This is a genomic window from Bacillus sp. IS1, assembly GCF_032461585.1.
GTDB classification, from domain to species: Bacteria; Bacillota; Bacilli; order Bacillales; family Bacillaceae; genus Bacillus; species Bacillus velezensis.
This window is the reverse complement of record NZ_JAWCWR010000001.1, coordinates 172,634-198,034: the sequence shown is the minus strand read 5'-3', so window position 1 is coordinate 198,034 and position 25,401 is coordinate 172,634. Positions and strand designations below refer to the sequence as shown.

Genomic DNA, 25,401 nt, shown 5'->3' with positions numbered 1-25,401 from the left:
GGAGGGTGATGAAACTGCTGACATATCAAGTGAAACAAGGAGAAACCATCTCAAGCATTGCGCAAGACTTCAGAATAAGCACTGCTGCTCTCCTTCAGGCAAATCCCTCAATCCAATCGGTCATATACGCGGGACAGCACATTATCATACCGAATCTTCCTGACCCATCCACCATTCCCTACTCCATCATCGTGTATATCGGAGCGAAGAAACTGGAGTTATACCGCCTTGGCAGGCTCATCCGTACGTACCCCATCGCAGTCGGAAAAATATTGACAACCACGCCGACCGGAGAATTTTACATCGTGAACCGCCAGCCTAAGCCCGGAGGCCCGTTCGGCGCTTATTGGCTCAGCCTCTCTAAAATTCATTACGGCATTCACGGAACAAATAATCCTTCCTCCATCGGCAAAGCGGTATCAAAAGGATGCATCCGGATGTATAATCAGGACGTCACTAAACTTGCCGCTGCCGTTCCTAATGGAACAAGGGTGACTATTATAAGATAGAAAGATCTTATTTGTTAATGGAACGAGCTGATGATAATATATTACAGTGGGACCTTTAGGGTAAGGAGCGTGTTTATGGATATATTTAAAAATCGCAATTTTGTCCGTCTCTTTTTCGCAGCACTCGCTTCTCAAATGGGAACGACTGTAGGTAATATGGCTTTCGCTTTTTACTTGCTGGACCATTTTTCAAATCAGCCGGCATACACGACTTTGGCTGAGCTGATGTATTCACTGCCGACAGTTTTCGTATTTCTGATTGTCGGTGTCGCAGCTGACCGGCTTGACAGGAAAAAGGTCGCAGAGAATTGTGACTGGATCAGAGCCGGACTGACGATCGTATTGTTTGCCGCACTATACACCGGGAGCATCCCTCTCGTGTTCTGTATTTTGTTCATCAGAAGCGCCGTGACCAAGTTCTTTTTCCCGGCGGAAGCCAGCCTTGTACAAGCTATTCTGCCAAAGGAGCATTACGCGAAAGCGGCGGGACTTAACCAGATCCTGTTCAGCATCTTCATGGTATTCGGCGTCGGTATAGGCGCGTTTATGTATAAAACGATCGGTATTCACGGAGCCATTATCCTTGATTTTGTCAGCTTTATTGTATCAGGCTTTCTGATCCGCGCCTGCCGCATTCCGAAAGAAGCCCGTCAGCCGAACGGCCCTTTTAAATGGGGAGATTCGTTTCTGAAAGACTCGGTCGCTGATTTTAAGGAAGGGATCGTATATATTGTTAAAAACAAATTGCTTGCTTCCCTTATTTTCGGCTTTTTTATCTTTGGTTTTGTCAACGGCGGCTTTGCCGTACTGCCGATGTTTACGATGAAATACGGACTTGCGCCTGATCATTACGAATCACATACTTCCATCTTCACCGTCGCACTCGGCTTCGGCCTGCTTGCAGGAAGTGTGATCGGAACGATGATCGCGAAAAAAGTCAAACCGCATCATTTGATGTCGATTCCTATTTTGGCAGCCGGACTGCTCATTTTTGTCCTCGGCTATACGGATAAGCTGTGGATTTATTATGCGGCGGCTTTCGTCCTCGGCATGTGCATCGGCCCTGTCAATATCGCCATCGGCGGCTGGATGCCGAAAATTGTTCATCCGAAAATAATGGGCCGGGTCAGCGGCTGGCAGGACCCTTTTATGATGTTTGCCCAATCGATTACACTCGGACTGGTTGCCCTGTTATTTCCGAAATTCGTTTCCAATATTGATTACCTTTATTACGGCATGGGAATCGTGATTTTAGCGGTATTTGTGTTCTATTTTATCGCTCTTCCGAAATACAGCGCCGAGGCAGCAGAGGTCGATGTGCAGCAATCATTAAAGGCTGATTCCGAAAAACATGCGAATCCTGTCTAATAAAGGAAAAAGATGCGCCCTTTTCATCAGAAAAAGGCGTATTTTTATAATCAATATTTGCATTTCAACGCTAAAAAAGTATAATCTATATATGAACTTGATCAATGCAAAGGAGAGAAATAATGGACGACCACGCTTATTCGAAAGAGCTGCAGCCAACCATCGAGAATCTTTCAAAAGCTGTTTATACTGTGAACCGCCATGCAAAAACCGCCCCCAACCCTAAATACCTTTATCTGCTGAAAAAACGGGCATTACAAAAGCTTGTGAAAGAAGGCAAAGGGAAAAAAATAGGGCTTCACTTTTCAAATAATCCCAGGTTTAGCCAACAGCAGTCAGACGTACTTATCTCTATCGGAGACTACTATTTTCACATGCCTCCAACAAAAGAAGACTTCCAGCATCTTCCGCATTTAGGTACGTTAAATCAATCGTACCGCAATCCTAAAGCACAAATGTCTTTGACAAAAGCGAAAAACGTATTGCAAAAATATGTGGGCTTAAAGGAAAAACCGCTTGCCGCCAACAGGCAGCAGCCCGCTTATCATAAACCCGTATTTAAAAAACTTGGTGAGAGTTATTTTTAATTCCGCCGCAAAAAAGCCGATGCGTCATGCATCGGCTTTTTTCTATTCAATCACGTACGTATCCACTTTTTTAATGAGCTCGCTGATTTCAGGCTTGCTGATCTGTTCATCCGCCCCGACTACTTCGCCCCGGTGGCGCAGGTCGTCCGTAATCAGGGACGAGAAAATCATAATCGGCACATCAGAGCTTTGCGGGTTATCCTTAAGGAGCTTCGTCAAACGATGCCCGTCCATTTTCGGCATCTCAATGTCACTGATAATCATGTCAATATGGTCTGACAGGTTTTCTCCTCTATCCGTCAGTTCCACGACGTAATCATACGCTTCTTTTCCGTTTTCAAACGTAACGATTTCACTGTACCCCGCCTCAGTCAGCTCATCCGTCAAAAGACGCATCAGAAGCGGCGAATCTTCAACGATGATCAGTTTTTTACCCGCCCGTCTTTCATCAAATCCTTCCTGATGGACATGATAAGTCTCAACTCCCGATGCCGATTCAATATCGTAAATGATCTTTTCATAATCAGGCAGAAAGATCATCGTGTCTTCCAGTTTGATGATTCCCGTTAAATGCCGCTCCATGCCCTGGTTCAGGGAAGTCGGCTTTTCAATCGCCTCCCAGGACACCCTGTGGATTTGTGAAACGGAACCGACGTGAAAGACGATTTTCCGTTTGTTGAATTCCGTTACGATATATTTATCGTCTTTTGCTCCTTCGGCATCAACGCCGAAAAAGGAATACAGACTGATGACGGGAAGAATTTCGCCTCTCAGCTTAATCATCCCTTCTACGTCTTTATGAGACTGAGGCACTGATGTGACATCTACCGGCTGAATGATTTCCCGGACTTTCATCACATTTATGCCAAATGTATTGACGCCTACTTCAAATTTGACGATTTCTAATTCGTTTGTGCCTGAATCCAATAAAATATCGTATTGTTGTAAAGACAATTCAATCCCTCGCTATCCGCATTCAGTATTGTACTGTATATATCGGCTGGAAACGGAAAAAGTGAATGTATTCGATCCAACTGGCCATGAACTCTTTATAAAAAAATGCTTTTTTCTGATATCCCATTGACTTTTTGACATCGAGTGGTAAAATAGTCAAGGATTTTTCAGGAAGAAGGGTGTAATAAATGGGTACAGTAGTCATATTCGACCAAGATCAAATGACGGTGTTAGAAGATATCAGCAAAACGGCTTACCTGCAAATGAAAAAAGAGGCGAAAGAGCGTCCCGACAAGCCCGCTCCATACATCTTATGGCGGGAAGACGTCAGCTTTGAATACGGGTATTAATGACATTCGCCACATATCACAATAGATAGATCATGATACAATGAAGACAATCATTTCAGCTGGTTGTCTTATTTTTTTCTGAAAGAAGGTATGTTTTCACATATCGGACATATACTCGGGATAGTTCAATAAAAAGATGACAAATGCTCAGCTAGTGGTAAAATAGGATAAACTCAATATATAGTATAAGGTGATGAATTATGGAACATTTGCTTAATCCGAATGTAAAAGAAATTGAAATTTCAGGAATTCGCAAATTCTCAAATCTTGTAGCTCAGCACGACAATGTCATTTCGCTTACGATCGGTCAGCCGGATTTCTTCACGCCGCACCATGTCAAAGCGGCTGCCAAAAAGGCAATCGACGAGAACGCCACGGCATATACTCCGAATGCGGGCGGCCTTGAGCTGAGACAGGCCGTACAGCTTTATATGAAGAAAAAAGCTGATTTGAATTATGAAGCTGAAACTGAAATCATCGTCACAACCGGGGCAAGCCAAGCGATTGACGCGTCTTTGCGGACGATTTTATCTCCGGGCGATGAAGTTATTCTCCCCGGACCGATATATCCGGGCTACGAACCGATCATCCGCATGTCGGGCGCCGTTCCGGTCCATGTGGATACGACGACACACGGATTTAAGCTGACGGCGCGGCTCATTGAAGAATCGCTGACACCAAAAACAAAATGCGTCATTCTTCCTTATCCGTCAAATCCGACCGGAGTGACATTGTCTGAGGAAGAGCTGCAAAACATCGCAGCCGTCCTGAAGGGCAGAAATGTTTTTGTCCTGTCTGATGAAATTTACAGCGAATTAACCTATGACAGACCGCATTATTCGATCGCGTCTTATTTGAGAGACCAGACGATCGTCATCAACGGCCTGTCAAAATCACACAGCATGACGGGCTGGAGAATCGGTTTCATTTTCGCACCGAAAGAAATTGCCAAGCACATCTTAAAAGTTCACCAATACAGTGTGACATGCGCGTCTTCAATCTCTCAGAAAGCGGCTCTTGAAGCGGTGACAAACGGTGTTGATGATGCGCTTATTATGAGAGAACAGTATAAAAAGCGGCTTGACTATGTATATGACCGTCTAGTTTCAATGGGGCTTGACGTCGTAAAGCCGTCAGGCGCATTTTATATCTTCCCTTCCATTAAGTCATTCGGAATGTCATCGTTTGATTTTAGTATGGCTCTTTTAGAGGATGCAGGTGTGGCTCTAGTGCCCGGCAGCTCGTTTTCAAAATTGGGTGAAGGGTATGTGAGGCTGTCATTCGCATATTCACTGGATACATTGAGAGAAGGCTTGGACCGGCTGGAAGCATTTATTTTAAAAACGAGAGAATCCATGCAGACTATTTAAACAACGGCATAACGCCGTTGTTTTTTATTGTTTCGGGAATGTAATATGAAAGGCCGTGCCTCTATCCGGTTTGCTGTCTACTTGGATGGCTCCCTGATGGTTTTTAATAAGGTTGAATGTGACCATAAGCCCCAGGCCGGTTCCTTTTTCTTTCGTTGTCAAAAACGGTTCGCCTATTCGTTTCAGCACGTTTTCCGGTATCCCGTCACCCTCGTCTTTCACCGTCACATTAACGGAATACTCATCTTCTGTCATAAGAATGTGAACCGTTCCCCCATCTGGCATCGACTCAACGGCATTTTTAATCAGATTGATAAACACCTGTTTCAGCTGATTTTGATCACCGTTAATATACATGCTGTCATGTTCGTAATCCGTTTTGATAAAAATTCCTTTCAGATTTGCCTGCGTCTCTAAAAGAGCGGTCACTTCACTTATAATTTTCTTTAAGTTTACACGCTCTTTCACGGCGTTTTGCTGAGGTTTGGCAAGCATTAAAAGCTCACTTAAAATTAATTCGATTCTGCTCAGTTCAGAAAACACAATTTCAAAGTAATGTTCGTTTTCCTCCATCGTCGGCTTCATGAGCTGTAAAAATCCTTTGATCGCCGTCAGCGGATTGCGGATTTCGTGAGCGATTCCCGCCGCCAGCTGCCCTGCGATAGACAGCTTCTCCGACTTCAGCATTAATTCCTCCGTCTGCTTCCGCTCAGAAATATCACGCAGAATGACCTGCACGGCCGTTTCTCCGAAAAACGTCGTCGGAATGCAGACCATTTCCGTGTAGATCAGCCGGTTTTTAAAGGTAAACCACGATTGCTTAATAATTTCTGACTCGGTCTTTCGGTTGATAATATTTTGGATCCGCTGTTTCACGCCGTCATGATCACAGGGATGAAGCTGATCATAGACGTTTTTCCCGATTAAATCTTCATATGTTTCAGCCTCAAACAGCGAAATGCCCGACTCATTCATGAATACCCATTTATCATTGTGAATCACGGCGATCGTATCAATTGAATTCTGAATGAGGAGCTGATAACGCTCTCTGCTTTTTTGCAGAATCGTTTGGAATTTTTTCCGTGAAGAAATATCAATCAGAAGCAGCAATTCCGCCCGCTGATTTTTATATGTCGTCGGTGCCGCCTTTACTTCTAAATGAACGGGCGTGCCGTCGAGCCTTCTCCACGTCTGTTCGATCATTCCGACTTCCATTCCTTTTTGCATCCGCACAATTCGGTTTTTCACAATGTCGTGATACTCTTCTTCAATAAACTCATAAGAGCGCCTGCCGATTACCTCGTCTTTGCTTTCGGCTCCCAGCATGGCAAGCATCGCGTTGTTGGCGTATGCGATTGTGCCGTTGATGCTGACATATAAAGGATTCGGCAGCATTTCGACAAGACGCTCGAATTCGCCGTTTCCAGCCGCATCTTCCGACTGTTGTTCTGCCTTTTGCTTCTTTTGTTCATACATATAAGGCCGGCGGGGCGTCTTCTCTTCAAGCACCTTGATTTTGAGGATGATTTCCCGATCCGTCCCCTCCATTTGCGGTGTGACAATTTCCACACCCGCTTCAAGCCATACGATGGTATGATCTTTTTTAATAAGACGAAAGGTGCAAGGCATCAAATGATGCTCATTATAGAAGTAACTTTCAACCAAAAATTGATCTTCTTCATGCAGGAACGTTTTGAGAAATGACCCGATCATCTCTTCCTGAGAATAACTGAAGTACGATTTGCAGTTTGCAGAAATATACATAATACGCCCGTTAGACGTCAAAACGGCATGAAGATCGGTTTTCGATTGAAACTGTTTGACATGCTGAGTATCCTGTTCCACAGAATCCCTCCTTTGCATTATACTCGCACTGCAGGCTGGACACGGACTGATATAAAAAGAAATTCCACTAGATTGATTCGCTAAAAAATAAGCATTCTCCTTCTATTCTTATTGTGAACGTCAATTTTCCTGAATGAAAGAAAGGGCGCACGAGATGTTCGGCCGCCCTTTCATTTGTTATTTTTTATTGTATTTCTTTTCAAGCTCTTTGTAAGCGTCAATTGCTCCTTTGGCAATGTTTTTACTTACATGATCTTTATCATCTCGAACAGACGGAACGACGACGCTGAATGCCACTCGTGGATGTTCTGATGGATAATAGCCGACAAAGGTCAGGTTATACGTGTCTTTCCCCCACCAGTTTTTGTTCGTGCCGTAATAGTGCGTCTGCGCGGTTCCCGTTTTACCGGAAACATCGGCGCCGGACCCCTGGAATGTTGAATAAGCCGTTCCTTGAGGTGAGCTTGTAACCAATTTCATCCCTTTATGAACTTGGTCAAAATCGCTCGGACTGTTATTTACTTTGTTCAAAATTTTAATATCTCGCTGTTCAATCGCTTTTCCAATCTTGTTTTTGCTGTCCGGTTCATGAATGCTTGTGACGATCCGCGGCTGGACGCGATACCCGCCGTTTGCGATGGCTGAAATATATTGAGCCATTTGAAGCGGCGTATACGTATCAAACTGTCCGATCGCAAAGTCAAGCAGCAATCCCCCGACCATTTGCGGATTTGACTGCATGCCCGCTGATTCCTGCGGAAGATCAATCCCGGTCTTCACACCCAGGCCGAATTGGGCGTAGTAGTTGCGCATTTTCTTAATATCGTCTAATCCGGCAGGCAGCGTACCGTACGGCCTGTAGGTAATACCGGCGATATGCATGGCCACATGAAACATATATACGTTTGAACTTCTTTGCAGCGCAGTCAGCTCAGTAATGGCTCCCATTTGTGTCCACGATTGTTTTCTCGTTTTGCCTTTAAATACAAGCGGTGCATCGACAAACGTTTTATAATGCGGGAGGCCGCTTTGGTAACCCGCGAGAACAGTCGCTCCTTTAACAGAAGAGCCCATCTCATATTGGGTCGTAAATGCTCCGATCGCAAAATCCTGTGTTTTATTTGTTTCGAGATCGATTCGTTTCCCCGCCATTGAGAGAATGTCCCCGTTGTTCGGGTCCATCATGACGGCAAATCCTCTGTCAACCATATAGTTGCCTGCGGCTCGGCTTCTTCTCAGCTCTTTTTCAATGACTTTTTCGACTTTCGACTGTAGTTCCATATCGAGCGAGAGCTGCAGATCGTAGCCTCTGCTGCCTTCATCGACGGGCTTTTGGCTGACGACCTCACCTTTGCTGTTTTCCACATACTCTACTTTTTCTTTATGCGCGTTTAAATAGTCTTCATACTGATATTCGATGTAGCTTTTTCCCACTCGGTCATTCAGTGAATAGCCTCTTGTGACATAGTAATCTTTCCGTTCGCCCAACAATCCCTGTTCCGGTGTCGTCACACCGCCGAACAGAGAGTACAGTGTTTTGTCGTACGGATATTTCCGCGTCCAGTCATTGATTACGTCAATGCCGGGGAGCTCTTTCAGGTGCTCGGATACGACGGAAACTTCTTCATATGTCAGGTCGCTTTTCGGTTTTTGCTTGTTGTTTTCATGCTCGTCAAGCAGTGAACCGCTGTTTCCGTTTCCGTTCAGCTTATTCGGGTCCATTGATTTGACGACTTGCGGCTGATAGGCGTTGCCGCTTGAAAAACGCGTATAAATCGCCGCGATTTCCAGCTCTTTTTTATCTTTTTTGATCGCATCAATCTCCTGCTTCGGGACGCGTTCAATCTGGCGTTTGTACACTTCTTGGGATTTCAGGCTGTTTTCTGAATCCTTCATAAGCTTTTCCGCCTTCTTCGGATGTGCGGCAAGCCAGTAATCAATGATATTTCGATCCTTCATAAATTCAGTATCAATGTGAATCAGTGCGGCGAGATTTTTTGCCGTTTTCAATTTGTCCTTTGCCGAGGTTTTTGAGGTGGATACATATACAATTTCGGGCACGGCCTGGTTATCAACCGCCACTCTGTTCCGCTTGTCATACATCTTTCCCCGCGGTGTCGGATAATAGGCGGTTTTTGCATTTGCCTTCTCCGCATCCTGGCGGTGTTTATCCCCTTCGACAATCTGGACGATGCCGAGTTTAAAAATCAGTGCCGTAAAGAGAAGAAAAACAATCAAAAAATAGAGATTCATTCTCAGCGCTCTGTAACGTTTCGTTTTTTTCTTTGGTTCGCGCGCGACTTCAGCCACTTTCTGTTACACCTCTCAAATCATTGAATATATTTACATAAACAGATTTTAATTGTAACATTTTTGTAAAAGTTGTTACAGCGAAAACGGGTAAAAAAAACTGTCAAGATCAAATTATCTTAAAATATATCTAACACTTCAAATAATTTGAAGAGATGTAACGGATTTTAAAAAATAAATACAGATCGTTTTTCCCGGTATAGAGCCATTTTTCTGCGCTCACTTACAATTATGACAAGGGTTTGTTGTCAAAGGAAATGGCTGCCTGCATTATGACAAAAAAGCTGTGATAAGATTTTTCATGTAGAAAAAAACTTCTCTGGGAGGCTATTAACTATGAAAAAAGCATTTCTCTTATCTGCCGCCGCGGCAGTCAGTTTGATTACATTCGGAGGCATTCAGCAGGCATCTGCAAAAGAGCTGTCATGCCAGCACGTCGTTACTGTGAAAAAAGGAAACACTGTACAGCATCTGACTCTTCAAGAGGCTGTTGAAAAACTACATATGAAAACGAGCGTGAAAAAGCTGAACGTTAAAAATGAGAAAGAACTGACTCAGCTGCTGCAAAAACACGCAAAGCATTATGATATGACAGTTAAAGATGTTCAAAAAGAAACACCGGCAAAAACGGCTCCGGCAGCTGCCGAAAAACCGAAAGCCGATCAAAACCAGACGGCTGACAATGCAAAACAGACAGATAACACAAACAACAGCAGCGAGAAAACTCCTTCTTCTGTCAGTGCGTACGAAAAGAAAGTCGTTGAATTGACAAATGCAGAGAGACAAAAGCAAGGCTTAAAACCTCTGCAGATTGATGAAAAATTAAGCAAATCAGCTCACGCAAAATCACAAGATATGAAAGACAAAAACTATTTCGATCACCAAAGCCCTACTTACGGCTCACCGTTTGATATGATGAAGTCTTTCGGAATCACTTATAAAACTGCCGGTGAAAATATCGCCAAAGGACAGCCGACTCCTGAAGCTGTCGTTAAAGCTTGGATGAACAGTGAAGGCCACAGAAAGAACATCATGAATCCTGAGTTCACTCAAATCGGTGTCGGTTATGTAGAATCAGGAAACATCTGGACACAGCAATTTATCGGAAAATAAATAATAAAAAAGATTGCCCCTGCGGGCAATCTTTTTTATTTCACCCAAAGCTTATAAATGCTTTGAGTTCCGCTGTTTTCTTCACCTTGCGCGGAAAGCTTGTCGTATAATGATTTGGCGAGCGCCAATCCGGGCATCTCTTCTCCCATGAGCTTCGCTTCTTCAAGGGCAATGCCCATGTCTTTAATAAAGTGTTTCACGTAGAATCCGGGCGCAAAATCGCCTTTCAGCATACGGGGAGCGAGGTTGGACAATGACCAGCTGCCAGCCGCTCCGGTTGTAATGCTTTTCAGCACTTGTTCCGGGTTCAGACCGGATTTTTCAGCGTAAGCCATCGCTTCAGCCACTCCGACCATTCCCGCTGCAATCGCGATCTGATTGCACATTTTCGTATGCTGGCCGCTGCCAGCCGGCCCTTGATACTGAATGTTTTCCCCCATAACGGAGAAAAGCGGCAGGCATGCTTCAAACGCTTCTTTTTCTCCTCCGGCCATAATGGCAAGCGTTCCGTTCCTCGCGCCGATGTCTCCGCCGGAAACGGGTGCATCCAGGGCGTGAATGGATTTTTCTTTGGCTTTCTCCGCTATCTTCTTCGCCAGAGACGGTTTTGATGTCGTCATATCAATGACAAACGCCCCTTCTTTTGCGTGCCGGAGAATGCCGTTTTCGCCGAGATAGATTTCCTCGACATCACTCGGATAGCCGACCATGGTAATAATGATGTCTGCTTTCTCTGAAAGGTCTTTGACCGTCTCCTGCCAGACCGCTCCCTTATTCAGAATCTCTTCCGCTTTTTGTTTCGTCCGCGTGTAGACTAAAACAGGATAGCCCGCTTCTAAAATGTGCGATGCCATACTGTTTCCCATGACGCCCAAACCGATAAATCCGACCGTTTTGTTCACTGCGCTTTCCTCCCCTGATGCGATTCATATATCACTCTTTCATGTCTATATTACCATATTATAGGCTGATAGAGTCCGCGTTACAAGGTGAATTTAGAAATGGCGCTGATCAGATCTTTGCTCGCGCTCTTTAACATGTCAGTCGATTGCTTTACTTTTTCAAGCGTAACGAGCTGTTCATCAGTAGAAGCATTCACTTCTTCCGCCGCTGCCGCAGATTCTTGAGAAATGGCGGAGATGCTTTGAATCGCTTCTTGAATCGCGGCTTGTTCTTCACTCATTTTTTGAATGTCATTGTAAATATGATCTATACCTTGAACGAGAGACTGCATTTCCGTCGTAATCAGATTGAGGACCTCACCCGTTTCATGAATGGCGCTGTTTTGTTCATCATTCATTCTGCTTGCCTCAATCATCGCGTGTGACGCTTCTTTTGTCTCAGATTGAATCAGACGGACCGTCTCACTGATATGGCCGGAAGAAAGAGCTGATTGTTCAGCAAGCTTTCGGACTTCTTCCGCGACGACGGCAAAGCCCCGTCCGCTTTCTCCCGCTCTAGCGGCTTCAATACTCGCATTCAGCGCCAAGAGATTCGTCTGGTCTGAAATGGCGGATATTGCCGTCACGACTTCTTCTATGTTTTTCGTTTGTTCTTCCAGGTCATTCAGCATTGCCTCTACTTTTTTCGTTTCTGAATTGGCTTCGTTTGACTTCATCAGCAGCTGCCCGAGCGCGTCCAGTCCTTTGTAGCTGGCATCCTCTGAAGATTTTGAGAGTTGTTTTATGCTGCCCGCGCGATCTGCGATTCCTTTTATTTTGACTGAGAGATTTTCTGATTTTTCGTTGATCGTCTCAACCTCTGACGCTTGCTCTGTCGCTCCGGCGGCGACTTCCTCTATCGCTTTTGCGATTTGTCCGCTCGTTTCATTTGTTTCTTGTGAAATGACGGTTAGCTGGTCAGATGTATCAGACACATTTTCTGAGGAGGCCTTAACCTGTTCGACCATCTCTTTCATATTTTCAACCATTTGATTAAAGTCTTTTGTTAACTCGCCTACTTCATCTTTTGATTTCGTCTGGGCGCGGACGGTTAAATCTCCGGCTGAGACTGAATTTGTTTTGGCGATCAGCTGCTGAATCGGCCCGGTTATCGTTTTTGCTAGTAAATAGCTGAGTCCGATCGTAATCACAAGGGCGATCAGTGACATAAAAATGCTCACCGTGTTCATTTTGTCGGCTACTCCCATCAGCTGATCTTTTTCAAACTGCGTTCCGACTTTCCACCCTGTTTCTTTTACCGTTTGGTAGACGACCATGTTCCCCTGCAGCTCTTTGATGCCTTCTTTATCCGTAGTGATGTCTTTTAACGTCTGATCTTCCGAAATATTTTTTCCCTGTTTTTCCGGATGCGCCAGCAGAGAACCGTTTTCATCCGCTAAAAACGCAAATCCTTTATATGGAACCTTTTGCTCGTTGACCATGCTCTGAATGGAGGACAGCTTCAGATCTAAGCTCGCCACTCCGACGACGGTTCCGCTGTTTTGTATGGCTTTTGACGCCGTCACGATCATGTCTCCCGTTACTGCATCTTTATAAGGGTCAGTCCAGACAACCTTATCGGGTTTTTCGGCCGCCATCTTATACCACGTTCTATTTGTCGGATCATAGTCTTTGGCAAATTCGGCCTTTGGATATGTAAACATTTGTTTGTTTGCGGTTCCGACATACGCAAGCGCGACATATTTGTCATTCTGTCCGATCTGTTTTAACTCATCGTTAAAAAGCCGCGCGGTTTCTTTCTTCCCATCTGATAGAAAAGACCGGGACAATTCACCGGCTGCTAATCTCATTAATACGGTCTCATCATTTTTCAGCTGAAGCTCAATGTTCTGACCGAGTGAATTGGTGACATTCTCTGTCGTACGTTTTGCTTCCTCCGTCATCATCGGCTTTAATGTCAAATATGAAGAAACTGTTAAAAAAACAACCGTTACGATAAGCATTACCGATACAAACACAGCAATTTTAATGTGCATTTTTTTAAACATAACCATCCCCTCCTGAGAGTTATATCGGTCTTTCGGCCAAGAAAATGAATAAACCTTGAAATAAATATCAAAAATTTCCGCCATTTGGCGCAGCAAAAAAAGAGCCGTCGTATTGACAGCTCCCCTTACGTAAAATATTCGATTTTCGCTTTCGGAAAATAGGATTCGATATAAGATTCGAGTGTTTCCCTTAAAGCATGCTCTTCGTCTTTTTGGTATATATACTTGCCGATTCCGTAGCGTCCCCATTTGTATCTGCGCTTTTCTTCATCAAGCTCAAGCTTTGTTTTCGGATAGTTCTTCTCAATCACCCGTTTGGCCGGTTTTGTAAAACGGTGCTGGATCAGTTCAAATGTGATGTCATGCCGAACGTCTTCATCAAGCGCCGCATCAAGTTTCTCAAACAGTTCCTTATAGCCTTCCTCCCAGCCATCGTGAATATAAATCGGCGCCACGATGAAACCGAGCGGATAGCCCGCTTTAGCGACTTTGACGGCGGCTTCTATCCGTTTGTCGAGCGGAGAAGTTCCCGGTTCAAAGTTTTTAATGACATAGTCCGCATTGATGCTGAATCTGAACCTAGTCTTTCCGTTATGTTTTGCATCAAGCAAATGATCGACGTGGTGAAATTTAGTCACGAATCTGAGCTGTCCCAATTCGCTTTGTCCGAAATGTTCAATGGCTCTTTTTAATGTATGTGTCAGATGATCGATTCCTACGATATCAGACGTACAAGAGGCTTCAAATCTTGTAAATTCCGGCGCCCGTTCTTTCATATACTCATCAGCCTGATCCAGAATCTCTTCCACATTGACATATGTCCGGATGTAAGGCTTTGACCCCATCGTCGTCTGCAGGTAGCAATAGTGGCAATGCCCCATACAGCCCGTCGCAAATGGAATGGCATATTCGGCGGACGGCTTTGAAGAATCGAATTTCAGTGTTTTCCGGACGCCGATTACCAATGTTGATTTCGCGTTCCGGTATTGCTGCAAGTGATTTTTTCCCGGAATATTCCGGACTTGATTATGCGATGTCGTTTCTCTGATCTCAAGCCCCATGTTTTCAAACTTATTTTTCAGCTCTTGTCCTAACGGGTATTCGAGCGCTCTCGGTTCTATATAAACAAGCTGGGGAACAAACGGCTTCAGCATAGACAGACACTCCCTTTACATATTCTCATGTTGTTACTTTCCGTCCAAAAGAGAGTGAATATGCGTTGTAAACATTTCCTTTGATCAATGATACCGGTCTTCTTCAAAAAGCTCGCTGTAAAGCGCTTCCGCTTCCTCATATGTCGAAAAGACCGCGTCATCTTCGGCCAGCGGATGATAGGTTTCGTATAAAAACAGAGACAGTTCTCCCTCATGATACGGGTGATGGACGATCTCCGCCTCTTTAATATGGGCAACATTGGCGGCATGCGGATTGCGGTAAATCACATACACCGTATCCCCCGCTGCAAATGATTTTGTCATGATAATCCCTCCTGTTGAAAGTTATTGTTCCCCCCTTTTTTCCGAATATGAAAAAAACCAGACGGCTTACACCGTCTGGCTTTTGTATTACTTATTGAATGTTTCTTTAACGAATGCGACAACCTCTTCTGTCGTGCTCATAGACAAGATTGTTTCTTTGAATGATTCAGCTTCTTTTTTAGAAAGCTTGCTGATCTGCGTTCTTGCCGGAAGGATGGATGTAGCGCTCATTGAGAACTCATCTAAGCCTAAGCCGAGAAGAATCGGAATCGCAATTTCGTCTCCCGCCATTTCTCCGCACATGCCGACCCATTTGCCCTCTTTGTGAGCGGCTTCAATAACAAGGGTGACCAGACGAAGGATCGCCGGATTGTATGGCTGATACAGATAAGCTACGCGCTCGTTCATGCGGTCAGCAGCCATCGTGTATTGGATCAAGTCATTTGTTCCGATACTGAAGAAGTCAACTTCTGCGGCAAACTGATCTGCGATAACGGCTGTAGACGGAATCTCTACCATCATACCGACTTCAATATCGTCAGAAACCGCTACGCCGGCTTCGACGAGTTTTTCTTTTTCTTCGAGAAGAATCGCTTTCGCCTGTTTAAACTCGTTTACTGTCGCAATCATCGGGAACATGATTTTTAAGTTTCCGTATGTACTTGCACGAAGCAGCGCACGAAGCTGAGTTCTGAAGATTTCTTGCTCTTCAAGGCAAAGGCGGATGGCTCTGTAGCCTAAGAACGGGTTCATTTCTTTAGGGAGCTGCAGGTATGGAAGCTCTTTGTCGCCGCCGATATCCAATGTCCGCACGACAACTGATTTTCCTTCCATACGCTCAAGAACCGTTTTATAAGCGTCAAACTGCTCGTCTTCCGTCGGAAGCTGGTCGCGTCCCATGTAAAGGAATTCCGTACGGTAAAGCCCTACAGCTTCTCCTCCGTTTTCAAGAACGCCTTTTACATCGTCAGGTGTGCCGATATTTGCGGCAAGCTCTACATGATGGCCGTCTTTAGAAACAGTCGGTTCATTGACGAGCTTCGCCCACTCAGCTTTTTGCGCCAGGTAAGCACTGTGCTTTTCTTCATATTTCTTTAACGTTTCACTGGAAGGATCGATGATCACATCACCATCGATGCCGTCTACGATTACCGTAACACCGTTTTCAATTGTCCCTGTAGCCGCTTTTGTGCCGACAACAGCCGGAATTTCTAGCGAACGGGCCATGATCGCGGAGTGTGAAGTGCGTCCGCCGATATCAGTTGTAAAACCTTTTACAAACTGGCGGTTTAATTGCGCCGTATCAGACGGTGTTAAATCTTCAGCCACGATAACAACCTCTTCTGAGATCATGCTCGGGTTCGGAATTTCCACGCCCAGCAGGTGCCCCGTCACACGTTTTGTTACGTCACGGATATCCGCCGCACGCTCTTTCATGTACTCGTTATCCATTGATTCAAACATAGTAACGAACATGGAAGCTGTTTCTTTCAGAGCGAATTCAGCATTGACTGAATCTGTGCTGATTTTCTCCTTTACCGGGTTCAACAGCTCAGGATCACTCAGAACTAAAAGGTGCGCGGAGAAAATGTCAGCTTTGTCTTGTCCCAGTTCTTTTAAAGCATGCTCTTTAATTTTTTCAAGCTCTTCTTTAGAACGTACAATCGCTTCATCAAAACGGCTTACTTCAGCCGCAGCATCAGCAATGTTTTTCTTTTCAACCGTTAAGTCCGGCTCTTCAAGCCGGTATGCTTTCGCAATCGCAATTCCGGCTGAAGCGCCTATTCCTTTTAATTCTTGCATTACTCGCCGAGTCCTTCGCTTTTCATTGTTTCTTCTAAAGCGTTAAGAGCATCGTTTTCGTCAGCGCCTGAAGCGGAAATTGTGATTTCAGCGCCTTTAGCGATACCTAGAGACATAACGCCCATGATTGACTTAAGGTTTACTGTTTTGCCGTTATATTCTAAGTTTACGTCAGCATCGTATTTGCTTGCAGTCTGTACAAGAACTGTCGCAGGACGAGCGTGGATTCCGGAATCTGCTGTTACTTTAAATGTTTTTTGTGCCATGATTATCATTCTCCTTTAAATTAAAGCTATTTTACTACACAATATTATATCATACAGCCGTACTTGTCATCTGACAAGCACGGCGTATTTATATGCTTATTTTCCGATTTTCACAATATCTTTTTGTTCCCGTTTTACGGTACCTTCGGCCGAAAGGGAAATCGCTTCACCCTCGGCAAGATTTGTAAAGACAATCGGTGTCATTAATGAAGGAACATGAGGTTTAACCGCTTCAAGATCAACTTCAAGCAGTTTTTGCCCCGGTTCAACCCGGTCACCCTCAGAAACAAACGAAGTGAATCCTTCGCCTTTCAGGCTGACTGTGTCGATCCCGAAATGAATCAGGATCTCTCTTCCGCCGTCAGACTGAAGGCCAATCGCATGTTTTGTCGGGAAAACATTCAGCACTTTTCCGCGGACAGGCGATACGACGATTCCTTCTTCAGGAAGAATCGCAAAACCGTCACCCATCATTTTTCCTGAGAACACCTGGTCAGGCACATCAGTAATCGGATGGATTTCGCCGGTGATCGGAGAAGCGAACACTTCTTCACCCTGCTCGTTTCGGAGCGGATCTGCGATAACCTCTTCAACCTGCTGACTGACTTCTTCTTGCGCGGATACTTTCGGTTCAGGGCGCGGCGTGCGTCCGGCGATAATATCCTGCATCTGTGTTTTTAAACCGTCAGAACGCGGGCCGAAAATGGCCTGAATGTTGTTTCCGACTTCAAGAACGCCTGAGGCGCCAAGCTGTTTCAGACGGGCCTTATCCACTTTCTTCTGGTCGTTGACCGTAACGCGGAGTCTCGTGATACAAGCGTCAAGGTGCTTAATGTTTTCCTGATCACCCATTGCCTGCAGGATTTCATAAGGAAGGTCGCCGGCTTCGCCTGAGGCGCCCGCACCTTCATCCGCAGCCTCTTCTTCACGGCCCGGCGTTTTCAGATTGAACTTTCTGATCGCAAACCGGAAACCGAAGTAGTAAATGACGGCTAATCCTAAGCCGACCGGAATGACAAGCCACCAAGCCGTCCGGTTAGGCAGAATTCCGAACAGGAAGTAGTCAATCAGACCGCCTGAGAAGGTCATACCGATTTTTACATGCAGCAGCTGCATGACCATAAAGGAAAGCCCCGCGAATACGCAGTGAATCGCAAACAGGATAGGAGCCACAAACAAGAATGAGAATTCAAGCGGCTCGGTAATTCCCGTTAAGAAACTTGTCAGAGCGGCAGAACCCATGATTCCGGCTACAAGTTTTTTCTTTTCAGGCTTCGCTTCATGATAGATTGCAAGCGCTGCCGCCGGAAGACCGAACATCATAAACGGATATTTCCCCGTCATAAATGTTCCCGCCGTCAGCTGCACGCCGTCTTTGATCTGAGCCATGAAAATCCGCTGATCTCCGCGGATGATGTCTCCGGCGGCATCTTTATAGCTGAAAAATTCATACCAGAACGGCGAGTAGAAAATGTGATGAAGACCGAACGGAATCAATGACCGCTCAATCATCCCGAAAATAAAGGCCGCCAAGGTTGGATTCGCTTCCACAAGACCCGTGGAGAAGGAATTCAGACCGTGCTGGATCGGAGGCCAGATCACTAACATAATAAGACCGAGAATTAATGCGGAAATTGATGTGATAATCGGGACGAACCGCTTACCCGCAAAGAATCCGAGGTACTGCGGAAGTTCAATTTTATAAAACTTGTTGAACAATAACGCGGCCAGAACCCCGACGATAATACCGCCGAACACGCCCGTCGCCAAAGTGGGTATCCCCAGCATGTTAATATAGGCCGGATGGTTTTCCGCAAAAAACTTTGCCCGTTCAATTTTGTCAGACGGAATACTGCCGTTTGCCATAAGCACGGCGCTCATGGATACGTTCATGACCAAGTATCCGATAATAGCCGCGATTCCGGCAACACCGTCTCCGTTGGCAAGACCGATCGCAACCCCTACTGCAAAAAGAAGCGGCAGGTTGTCAAATACGATTTGGCCGGCGCTTTCCATGACGTTCGCCACAAGCTGAACGTTATCATTGCTTAAGAAATGCATGACTTGAATCATATCTTTGTTCTGCATGGCATTCCCTAACGCAAGCAAGATCCCCGCAGCCGGTAAAATCGCAACCGGAAGCATAAGAGCACGGCCGATTTTCTGGAGAACGCCGAATAATGCTTTAAACATAAAAGATGTACCTCCTCTGTTAGCTAGTGTGACCTTACAGCGAAAATTCATGACAACGAATTCACTGGCGCAAGTCTTCAGTTTAACCGTTTACATTTGCCCTTTTACACAACAAAAAAGGCATGAGTAAAAAGGGTGTGCAAAATAACGGGATCGTTCTTCCCGTTTTTTTACCCTCAATCACTCATGCCTGATCGAATCAGTGACACGTTTTTAAGGTTTCAACTGAAATTATGAAATTTTATTGGTTAATCGGTACAAATGAAGCGTGAGATAAACCGCTTCCGCCTCATGAACTGGTTTTTTCAGTATTTGCTGCAAGATTTTTATCAGTTTCCAAGCAGTATTGTAGCATAGCGGGTATTCATTTTTCAATAATAACATTAACTTTTCTGGTTCTTTTGTCTGCTCTTCCCGATTAATCCTGTCTATGGTAAATCTGATATGCCGGATCAGCCGCAAATAGTGGACGCTTTCTTTATTCACTTTCATCTGGAAAGATTCCTCAATCACCTGAACGAGGCGGGACATCAGCTGTGAATGCTGATTGACCTCTGAAAGGGGCCGATTCGTCAGGGCGGAATGGATATGCAGAGCGATAAAGCCGATCTCTCCTTCCGGAAGACAGATTCCCGTCTTTTCATTAATCATGCCGACGACTTCACGGGCAATTTGGAATTCTTCCGGATAAAGCGTTTCGGTTTCCATAAGAAACGGGTTTTTAATGTCAAAACCCTGCTGCAGCCGCTTTACCGCAAAGGCGATATGGTCAGTCAGCGCAATATGGATATGCTCATTTAACGGTTGGCTTGTCCGCTTCTTGATATGATAAATGACGTCATTGGAGATGTCGACAAGTGTCTCGTCCACATAACCGAGGAGCTTTTTAAATTGTTTTTGTTCTTTTTCATCCTTTAAGATGAACATCTTGTCATACCCTTTATCTTCAATGACATCCGCTTGTTTTTTTCCAAAGCCGATCCCTTTTCCGATTAAGACGACCTCACTGTATCTATCATGTGTTGCGATGAGCACATTGTTATTTAATACCTTTTCAACTGTAAAGGACCCCTTCATGATCCTCAGCTCCTTTGTCATTCAATACCTCATATCGTACAAAACGAACGGAAAGCGCGTCAATTCTTTTTTTAGACGGTTGATCGTTCAATAAGGCGGTAATCAAGAACTTTCCTTGCCGGAGGCCCGCCGCTGATCCGGTTCTCAAGCATGTGAAAAGCCTGCTTTCCCATTTCTTTTGTTTGTATATCTATTGTGGAAATACCTAACATCTTGCTGATATCATGATTGTCGATGCTCAAAATCGCAAGCTCTTCCGGGATGCGCGTCCCGTTTGCCTTGGCTTCAAGGTAAAGACCTGCGGATACTTGATCATTCGCCGCAAACAGCGCAGTCGGTTTGTCATCCCAGCTCTTCCATCTATGAAAAAGGGCTTTCCCGTCAAGCAGCGTCAGCGCCTTTTCCACAACCAGCTCTTCCCTGTAAGGCTGCCCGATCTTCTTCAGCGCCTCTTTGTATGCGGCAATGCGTACTTGACTGTTTTTTCCCTTTTTTCTGGCCAGGCTGATCGCTATTTTCCGGTGTCCCTTTTCTATCAGATAATCCAGACCGTGCCGAAATGCTTCCCGATGCGGATTACTGATGGAGGAAAGCCCCGCCGCGTCAGTGTACTGGCAGAGGATGAGCGGTTCTTTCACGGTAAGCAGATGCTCATCAGGAATTGCTTTGGAGCAGATAATCAGGCCGTCCACTTGGCGCTCCTGTAATTGTGATAAAGCAAAACGTTCTTTTTGCTGCTGATAATCTGTCTGGTATAAAGAAAGATGCACGCCTGACGCTTCGGCAGCCTCGGCAATACCTGCAACAAGGTCTGCAAAATACGGCAGATTCACCGACGGAAGCACAACGCCGATCATATCGGAAAAACCTTTGGATAAATGCACAGCATGAATGTTGCGCGTATATCCGAGCGATTGCATCGCTTTTTTCACTTTTTCTCTTTTGTCCTTACTTACATAAGGATGATCGTTTAACACTCTTGATACCGTGGTAACGGAAACCCCGGCAGCGCCGGCAATGTCTCTGATCGTAGCCATGGCGTCCCCCCTTTCTTTTTTTCCCTTGATCTGGAATGCGTTTCATACAGTAAGCTAGAAACAGATACAGCCTATTCGTTTGAAAGGAGAAGAACAGCGATGGGGATTCTTTGCTTAATCGGTTTGTGTCTGGCCATAGTCGGCGGCAGTTACCTTGCCATGCGGCCCCTGAATGAAAAGCATGACATCAAACCATTTCAGCATTTTGATGATTTTTTCATTTAAAAGGTGATAAAAAAGGACGCTGCGTTCCAGAACCGTCCTTTTTTATCACAAAGCTTTCTATTTCAGAATCGTTAATTCTTTCGGATACTGCGTTAATGCTTCGGCGCCGTCTTTTGTGACGAACACATCGTCTTCAATGCGCACGCCGCCGACATCCGGCACGTAAATCCCCGGTTCTATCGTGTAGACCATGCCTTCTTTGAGGAGTGTGTCGTTCGCGCTGCTCATTGATGGATATTCGTGAACCGAAATCCCGAGTCCGTGGCCGAGGCGGTGCGGGAAATAGTCTCCGTATCCGGCTTTTTCAATAATGCCGCGGGCTTTTAAATCAAGATCGCCGATTCTGACGCCGGGTTTGCTTAATTGAAGCGCCGCCTGTTCAGCTTTAAGCACCGTTTCGTAAATCTCTTCCTGTTTCGGGCTGATTGATTGGTATGCGAATGTTCTCGTAATGTCTGAACAGTAGCCGTCAAGAATAACGCCCAGATCAAACAGAACGAAATCGCCTTTTTTCAACCGGTCTGCACCCGGATTTCCATGGGGCTGGCCTGATTTTTCCCCGAACAGCACCATCGTTGAAAATGACATGCCCTGCACGCCTTTTTTCTTCAGCTCAAACTCAATCTGCGCGAGTACTTCGGTTTCACTCACACCCTCTTTAAGCGCCGCGACACCGACTTCAACTCCGTAATCCGCGAGTTTTGCCGCTTCCCTGAGAATGCTGATTTCCTTCTCATCTTTTACGAGACGGAATTGGTTGAGCGTTTCTTCTGCCGAAACAAATGCCGCGCCCCCTGAAGCTTGTTTGAGCTGTTCTGAGCGGGAAAGAGAGATCGAATCCTTTTCAACCGCTATGGAATCAAGCCGCACATTTCGTTTTGTGAGCTCGGCTTTGATCAGCTCCCACGGGTCTTCGTGATCGCCGTAGCCGATAATACCATGCTCCCACCCGGCGCTGCGGGCTTGTCCGGCTTCCATTCCCGGACAAACGAAAAACGGCTCCTGTTCCTGAAACAGGAACAATCCCATTAACCGCTCATGCGGATCCGTGTAAAAATCAGTTAAATAAAATACGTTTTCCTTTGTATGTATAAACGCCGCATCATGTCCTTCTTTTTTCAGCCAAGATGAAACACGTTCTAATCTGTTCATTTTTTGCTTTTCCTCCTTACCAAAGTGACTCTTTATTCATTCTATCAGTTTTCCGGCGTTTATGCTGTGAACGAACATTAAAAAAACAGCCGCCTGTGTGCGGCTGTCATGTTTATTTTAATAATCTCAGTCCGTTCAGTATGACCAGAATCGTGCTCCCCTCATGCCCGATCACGCCAAACGGCAGTTCCATCACCTGCAGAAAGTTAGCGCAGATCAAAAGGCAGATGACCGAGAGCGAGAAAACAATATTCTGCTTAATAATCCGGTTCATTTTCCTTGAGAGTCTGCACATTTTCACAAGCTTGTGAAGATCATTTTTCATAAGGACTAAGTCAGCCGTTTCAAGAGCCACGTCCGTTCCCCCGCCCATCGCGATACCGACGTCAGCGGTTTTCAGAGCGGGAGCGTCATTAATGCCGTCCCCCACCATGGCGATTGTGCCGTACGTTTCTTTCAGCTTCTTCACTTCTTTTGCCTTTTGGTCCGGCAGACAATCGGCAACAACCGTCGTCATGCCCGCCTCTTTTGCAATGGCAGCCGCAGTTTCAGACTGATCGCCAGTGAGCATGGCTGTTTTAATGCCCAGTGATTCAAGCTCAGCCATCACGGCTTTGGCTTCAGGTCGGATTTGATCCTTTAAGGCAAAGCAGCCCGCAATCCGGTCATCTTTTTTAACAAAGACCAGTGTAAAACCTTTATCCTTTAATTCTTTTCCCGATGTCTGCAAAAAAGCATCTGCCGCATCTTCACCTGCAAACCCCGCTTTTCCGACCATCCATTTGACGCCTTCTATTTCAGCCTGAACACCGAATCCGGACGTCTCGTCAATCGATAGATGTCCTGCGGGCGCGGCGCCCCGGCTTTCGGCAAATTCAGCTATCGCTTTTGCAAGCGGGTGGCTTGATTGCTTTTCTATCCCATACACCGCCTGCATGATCTCATCTTCACTCACATTTTCCGCAGCTTGAAATGCCGCGACTGCCGGCTGTCCCTTAGTGACCGTGCCGGTTTTGTCAAAAGCGATCATCCGTACGCTTCCCAGCTGCTCTAAAAACACACTTCCTTTAACCAATAATCCGTTGCGGGCCCCATTTGAGATAAGGGAAAGCGCAGCGGGCATAATAGAAGCGACAAGCGCGCACGGGGAGGCGACCACCATAAACACCATCGCCCGGTAAAAGGTTTCACTCCAGCTCCAGCCTAAAGCGAAATGAGGAACGAATAAAAGCAAAGCCACGGCTAACAGCACGCCTTTGACATAGACACTTTCGAACCGCTCAATAAATGCCTGAGCCGGTGACACGCTGTTTTGGGCTGATTCCACCAGCCGGATGATTTTTCTGAATAAAGACTGTTCATTTGTTTTCGTCACACGGACCGTTAAGGAGCCGTTTCCGTTTACCGTTCCTGTAAACACAGAATCTCCGGCTGTTTTTTCCGCCGGCATCGCTTCACCCGTAAGCGCCGATTCATCGAGGCTCGTCACGCCAGACTCAATGATCCCGTCTGCCGCTACGCGTTCGCCCGGCTTAATGACGATCATGTCACCGATCTTAAGTTCAGCAGCCGGCACCCGCTTTTCCCGTCCGTCCGCAAGCAGAGTCGCTTCCTCCGGTTCCAGTTTCATCAAAGAGGTTAAATCACGGCTGCTTTTATTCATCGTGTATGTTTCGAGCGCGCCGCTTAACGAAAAAATAAAAATAAGAACAGCGCCTTCCGCCCAATAACCGATCAGGGCGGAGCCGACAGCCGCAAAAATCATCAGCAGTTCCACATTTAACGCCTTCGTCTCAATGGTATCCTCAATTCCCTCTTTCGCTTTTGCAAATCCCCCGATCAGGAAGGCAAGGATATACAAAGTGACGGACAGGCCTTTTGTTTCGGTAAAAAACCAGGCCGCAAGAATAAGGACGCCGGATACGAGCGCCGCAATGAGTTCTGCATGCTGGAGCCACTTTTTTCCGGCCCGCTCTTCTTGTATGTGCTGTTGTGAATGGGTTTGTGTCATCACTTGTTCATTCATTATGAATTCTCCTCTCTAATTGAGAACGCAAATCATCTTCAATTCCCCGATAAAAGCAAAACAGCCGCCTGACAGGCAGCATTTTCACAGTGTTATCGCAGTGTTTTCTTTATTATAGCATGCCGGCGGAAGATTTCAATTATAATTGTTTTAATTTCTTTTTGATAATAATTATCATTAGTGTTTCTTCAGCTGTTCATTATATGCAAAAAAGGTGCGGGAGGAATTCCTCCCGCACCTTTTTATTTCTCTGACCATTCTTTTAATTGTGAGGCGGTCATCGGACCGACGATCTTTTTTTCGATTTCTCCTTTTTCATTCAGCAGAAATGACGTGGGAATCGTCATGACATCGTATTCCTTCATAAGCTCGCCTTTCGTGTCAAGAACAATCGGGAAAGTGAGATGGTGCTGACTGACAAAGTTTTGAACGGTTTTTTTGTTTCGCTCGGCATTCATCAGATTTACCGTTACAAGGCTTACATCATCGGACTGATGCTGTTCATAATACGTTTGGAATTGCGGCAGTTCTTTTTTGCACGGCGGACACCACGATGTCCAAAAATGCAATATCGTTTTCTGCCCTTTATTCGGAATCGATATTTCGTCTCCTTCAATCGTCTTCATCAGAAACACGGCGGGAACTGCCTGTTTTTCTGATGAGGCGTTTGCTTCAGGCATCCAGACGGCGGCAGCTATCAAAAGGACTGCACATACAATTAGGCGGTTTTTATGCATATGATCTTCCTTTCACGCGTTTCGGATAGCTTGCCCTTCCTTATTGAAATG

At 45.5% G+C, this 25,401-nt stretch carries 21 protein-coding genes and 1 pseudogene; 7 read left to right on the top strand and 15 right to left on the bottom strand.

Annotation, left to right across the window (positions count from 1 at the left end; genetic code table 11):
* Positions 1-14 precede the first annotated feature (14 nt).
* The 3 genes from RUW00_RS01045 (at position 15) to RUW00_RS01035 (ending at position 2,464) form a co-directional block, all read left to right on the top strand.
* Positions 15-509 (top strand): L,D-transpeptidase family protein, encoded by a 495-nt coding sequence (locus RUW00_RS01045; protein ID WP_088056573.1) that lies wholly within the window; start codon positions 15-17, stop codon positions 507-509.
* Positions 510-584: 75 nt separating this feature from the next.
* On the top strand, positions 585-1,877 hold the full coding sequence (locus tag RUW00_RS01040) for an MFS transporter (protein WP_014417606.1): 1,293 nt from the start codon (positions 585-587) through the stop codon (positions 1,875-1,877).
* Between the two features lie 122 nt (positions 1,878-1,999).
* Complete coding sequence (locus RUW00_RS01035) at positions 2,000-2,464, top strand: YkyB family protein (RefSeq protein WP_003154622.1); 465 nt, start codon at positions 2,000-2,002, stop codon at positions 2,462-2,464.
* Between the two features lie 42 nt (positions 2,465-2,506).
* Here RUW00_RS01035 and cheV read toward each other — a convergent pair whose 3' ends face one another.
* The gene (gene cheV / locus RUW00_RS01030) at positions 2,507-3,418 is read right to left on the bottom strand and encodes a chemotaxis protein CheV (protein WP_029973673.1); all 912 of its coding nucleotides are present in this window, start codon (positions 3,416-3,418) and stop codon (positions 2,507-2,509) included.
* Positions 3,419-3,606: 188 nt separating this feature from the next.
* Between cheV and RUW00_RS01025 the strand changes: the two genes are divergently transcribed.
* Positions 3,607-3,768 carry a hypothetical protein gene (locus tag RUW00_RS01025; protein WP_007409608.1) on the top strand — a complete coding sequence of 54 codons (162 nt, stop codon included), beginning with the start codon at positions 3,607-3,609 and terminating at the stop codon, positions 3,766-3,768.
* Between the two features lie 200 nt (positions 3,769-3,968).
* Positions 3,969-5,182: pseudogene (locus RUW00_RS01020) on the top strand (aminotransferase A).
* Here RUW00_RS01020 and RUW00_RS01015 read toward each other — a convergent pair.
* The gene (locus tag RUW00_RS01015) at positions 5,163-6,983 is read right to left on the bottom strand and encodes a PAS domain-containing protein (protein WP_021493759.1); all 1,821 of its coding nucleotides are present in this window, start codon (positions 6,981-6,983) and stop codon (positions 5,163-5,165) included. The pseudogene RUW00_RS01020 and the gene RUW00_RS01015 sit on opposite strands and share 20 nt — an antisense overlap.
* A 177-nt stretch (positions 6,984-7,160) precedes the next feature.
* Complete coding sequence (locus RUW00_RS01010; RefSeq protein WP_095271753.1) at positions 7,161-9,293, bottom strand: peptidoglycan D,D-transpeptidase FtsI family protein; 2,133 nt, start codon at positions 9,291-9,293, stop codon at positions 7,161-7,163.
* Between the two features lie 336 nt (positions 9,294-9,629).
* On the opposite strand from RUW00_RS01010, the gene RUW00_RS01005 reads away from it, so the two are divergent.
* Positions 9,630-10,406, top strand: coding sequence for a CAP domain-containing protein (locus tag RUW00_RS01005; RefSeq protein ID WP_280145061.1), 777 nt, complete (start codon positions 9,630-9,632; stop codon positions 10,404-10,406).
* Between the two features lie 35 nt (positions 10,407-10,441).
* On the opposite strand, the gene RUW00_RS01000 is transcribed toward RUW00_RS01005, so the two are convergent.
* The 9 genes from RUW00_RS01000 to RUW00_RS00960 form a co-directional block, all read right to left on the bottom strand.
* A complete protein-coding gene (locus RUW00_RS01000) occupies positions 10,442-11,308 on the bottom strand; it encodes an NAD(P)-dependent oxidoreductase (protein WP_280145060.1) in 867 nt (288 codons plus the stop codon).
* An 80-nt stretch (positions 11,309-11,388) separates the two neighbouring features.
* Positions 11,389-13,356, bottom strand: a complete 1,968-nt coding sequence (locus RUW00_RS00995) for a methyl-accepting chemotaxis protein (protein ID WP_280145059.1) — start codon at positions 13,354-13,356, stop codon at positions 11,389-11,391.
* 125 nt (positions 13,357-13,481) lie between these two features.
* Positions 13,482-14,510, bottom strand: coding sequence for a spore photoproduct lyase (gene splB, locus RUW00_RS00990; RefSeq protein WP_280145058.1), 1,029 nt, complete (start codon positions 14,508-14,510; stop codon positions 13,482-13,484).
* A gap of 84 nt (positions 14,511-14,594) precedes the next feature.
* Positions 14,595-14,834, bottom strand: a complete 240-nt coding sequence (gene splA, locus RUW00_RS00985) for a splAB operon transcriptional regulator SplA (RefSeq protein WP_003154646.1) — start codon at positions 14,832-14,834, stop codon at positions 14,595-14,597.
* An 87-nt stretch (positions 14,835-14,921) separates the two neighbouring features.
* Positions 14,922-16,637, bottom strand: coding sequence for a phosphoenolpyruvate--protein phosphotransferase (gene ptsP / locus RUW00_RS00980; protein ID WP_159354085.1), 1,716 nt, complete (start codon positions 16,635-16,637; stop codon positions 14,922-14,924).
* The gene (locus RUW00_RS00975; protein ID WP_003154654.1) at positions 16,637-16,903 is read right to left on the bottom strand and encodes a phosphocarrier protein HPr; all 267 of its coding nucleotides are present in this window, start codon (positions 16,901-16,903) and stop codon (positions 16,637-16,639) included. Before RUW00_RS00975 ends, ptsP begins: the two co-directional genes overlap by 1 nt.
* Positions 16,904-16,999: 96 nt before the next feature.
* Positions 17,000-19,096, bottom strand: a complete 2,097-nt coding sequence (gene ptsG, locus RUW00_RS00970; RefSeq protein WP_007409599.1) for a glucose-specific PTS transporter subunit IIBC — start codon at positions 19,094-19,096, stop codon at positions 17,000-17,002.
* Between the two features lie 231 nt (positions 19,097-19,327).
* Positions 19,328-20,194, bottom strand: coding sequence for a glucose PTS transporter transcription antiterminator GlcT (gene glcT / locus RUW00_RS00965; RefSeq protein ID WP_012117426.1), 867 nt, complete (start codon positions 20,192-20,194; stop codon positions 19,328-19,330).
* Positions 20,195-20,244: 50 nt separating this feature from the next.
* Positions 20,245-21,210, bottom strand: a complete 966-nt coding sequence (locus tag RUW00_RS00960; protein ID WP_061862138.1) for a LacI family DNA-binding transcriptional regulator — start codon at positions 21,208-21,210, stop codon at positions 20,245-20,247.
* Between the two features lie 99 nt (positions 21,211-21,309).
* Between RUW00_RS00960 and RUW00_RS00955 the strand changes: the two genes are divergently transcribed.
* Complete coding sequence (locus RUW00_RS00955) at positions 21,310-21,435, top strand: hypothetical protein (protein WP_014721086.1); 126 nt, start codon at positions 21,310-21,312, stop codon at positions 21,433-21,435.
* A gap of 57 nt (positions 21,436-21,492) precedes the next feature.
* Here the strand turns inward: RUW00_RS00955 and RUW00_RS00950 are convergent, their stop codons facing one another.
* The 3 genes from RUW00_RS00950 to stoA form a co-directional block, all read right to left on the bottom strand.
* On the bottom strand, positions 21,493-22,587 hold the full coding sequence (locus tag RUW00_RS00950; protein ID WP_007611047.1) for a M24 family metallopeptidase: 1,095 nt from the start codon (positions 22,585-22,587) through the stop codon (positions 21,493-21,495).
* Positions 22,588-22,699: 112 nt separating this feature from the next.
* Positions 22,700-24,613 carry a heavy metal translocating P-type ATPase gene (locus tag RUW00_RS00945; RefSeq protein ID WP_202331656.1) on the bottom strand — a complete coding sequence of 638 codons (1,914 nt, stop codon included), beginning with the start codon at positions 24,611-24,613 and terminating at the stop codon, positions 22,700-22,702.
* A gap of 242 nt (positions 24,614-24,855) precedes the next feature.
* Positions 24,856-25,350: an endospore biogenesis thiol-disulfide oxidoreductase StoA gene (stoA, locus tag RUW00_RS00940; RefSeq protein ID WP_021493768.1), complete on the bottom strand. Its 495-nt coding sequence runs from the start codon at positions 25,348-25,350 to the stop codon at positions 24,856-24,858.
* Positions 25,351-25,401 lie beyond the last annotated feature (51 nt).

Bases quoted from the DNA above. Each gene is read 5' to 3' on its own strand.
- RUW00_RS00995 (WP_280145059.1), bottom strand. From the start codon at position 13,356: ATGTTTAAAAAAATGCACATTAAAATTGCTGTGTTTGTATCGGTAATG.
- ptsG (WP_007409599.1), bottom strand. From the start codon at position 19,096: ATGTTTAAAGCATTATTCGGCGTTCTCCAGAAAATCGGCCGTGCTCTT.
- RUW00_RS01040 (WP_014417606.1), top strand. From the start codon at position 585: ATGGATATATTTAAAAATCGCAATTTTGTCCGTCTCTTTTTCGCAGCA.
- RUW00_RS01025 (WP_007409608.1), top strand. From the start codon at position 3,607: ATGGGTACAGTAGTCATATTCGACCAAGATCAAATGACGGTGTTAGAA.
- splB (WP_280145058.1), bottom strand. From the start codon at position 14,510: ATGCTGAAGCCGTTTGTTCCCCAGCTTGTTTATATAGAACCGAGAGCG.
- RUW00_RS01005 (WP_280145061.1), top strand. From the start codon at position 9,630: ATGAAAAAAGCATTTCTCTTATCTGCCGCCGCGGCAGTCAGTTTGATT.
- stoA (WP_021493768.1), bottom strand. From the start codon at position 25,350: ATGCATAAAAACCGCCTAATTGTATGTGCAGTCCTTTTGATAGCTGCC.
- glcT (WP_012117426.1), bottom strand. From the start codon at position 20,194: ATGACAAAGGAGCTGAGGATCATGAAGGGGTCCTTTACAGTTGAAAAG.
- RUW00_RS00945 (WP_202331656.1), bottom strand. From the start codon at position 24,613: ATGAATGAACAAGTGATGACACAAACCCATTCACAACAGCACATACAA.
- splA (WP_003154646.1), bottom strand. From the start codon at position 14,834: ATGACAAAATCATTTGCAGCGGGGGATACGGTGTATGTGATTTACCGC.
- ptsP (WP_159354085.1), bottom strand. From the start codon at position 16,637: ATGCAAGAATTAAAAGGAATAGGCGCTTCAGCCGGAATTGCGATTGCG.
- RUW00_RS00960 (WP_061862138.1), bottom strand. From the start codon at position 21,210: ATGGCTACGATCAGAGACATTGCCGGCGCTGCCGGGGTTTCCGTTACC.
- RUW00_RS00950 (WP_007611047.1), bottom strand. From the start codon at position 22,587: ATGAACAGATTAGAACGTGTTTCATCTTGGCTGAAAAAAGAAGGACAT.
- RUW00_RS00955 (WP_014721086.1), top strand. From the start codon at position 21,310: ATGGGGATTCTTTGCTTAATCGGTTTGTGTCTGGCCATAGTCGGCGGC.
- RUW00_RS01035 (WP_003154622.1), top strand. From the start codon at position 2,000: ATGGACGACCACGCTTATTCGAAAGAGCTGCAGCCAACCATCGAGAAT.
- RUW00_RS00975 (WP_003154654.1), bottom strand. From the start codon at position 16,903: ATGGCACAAAAAACATTTAAAGTAACAGCAGATTCCGGAATCCACGCT.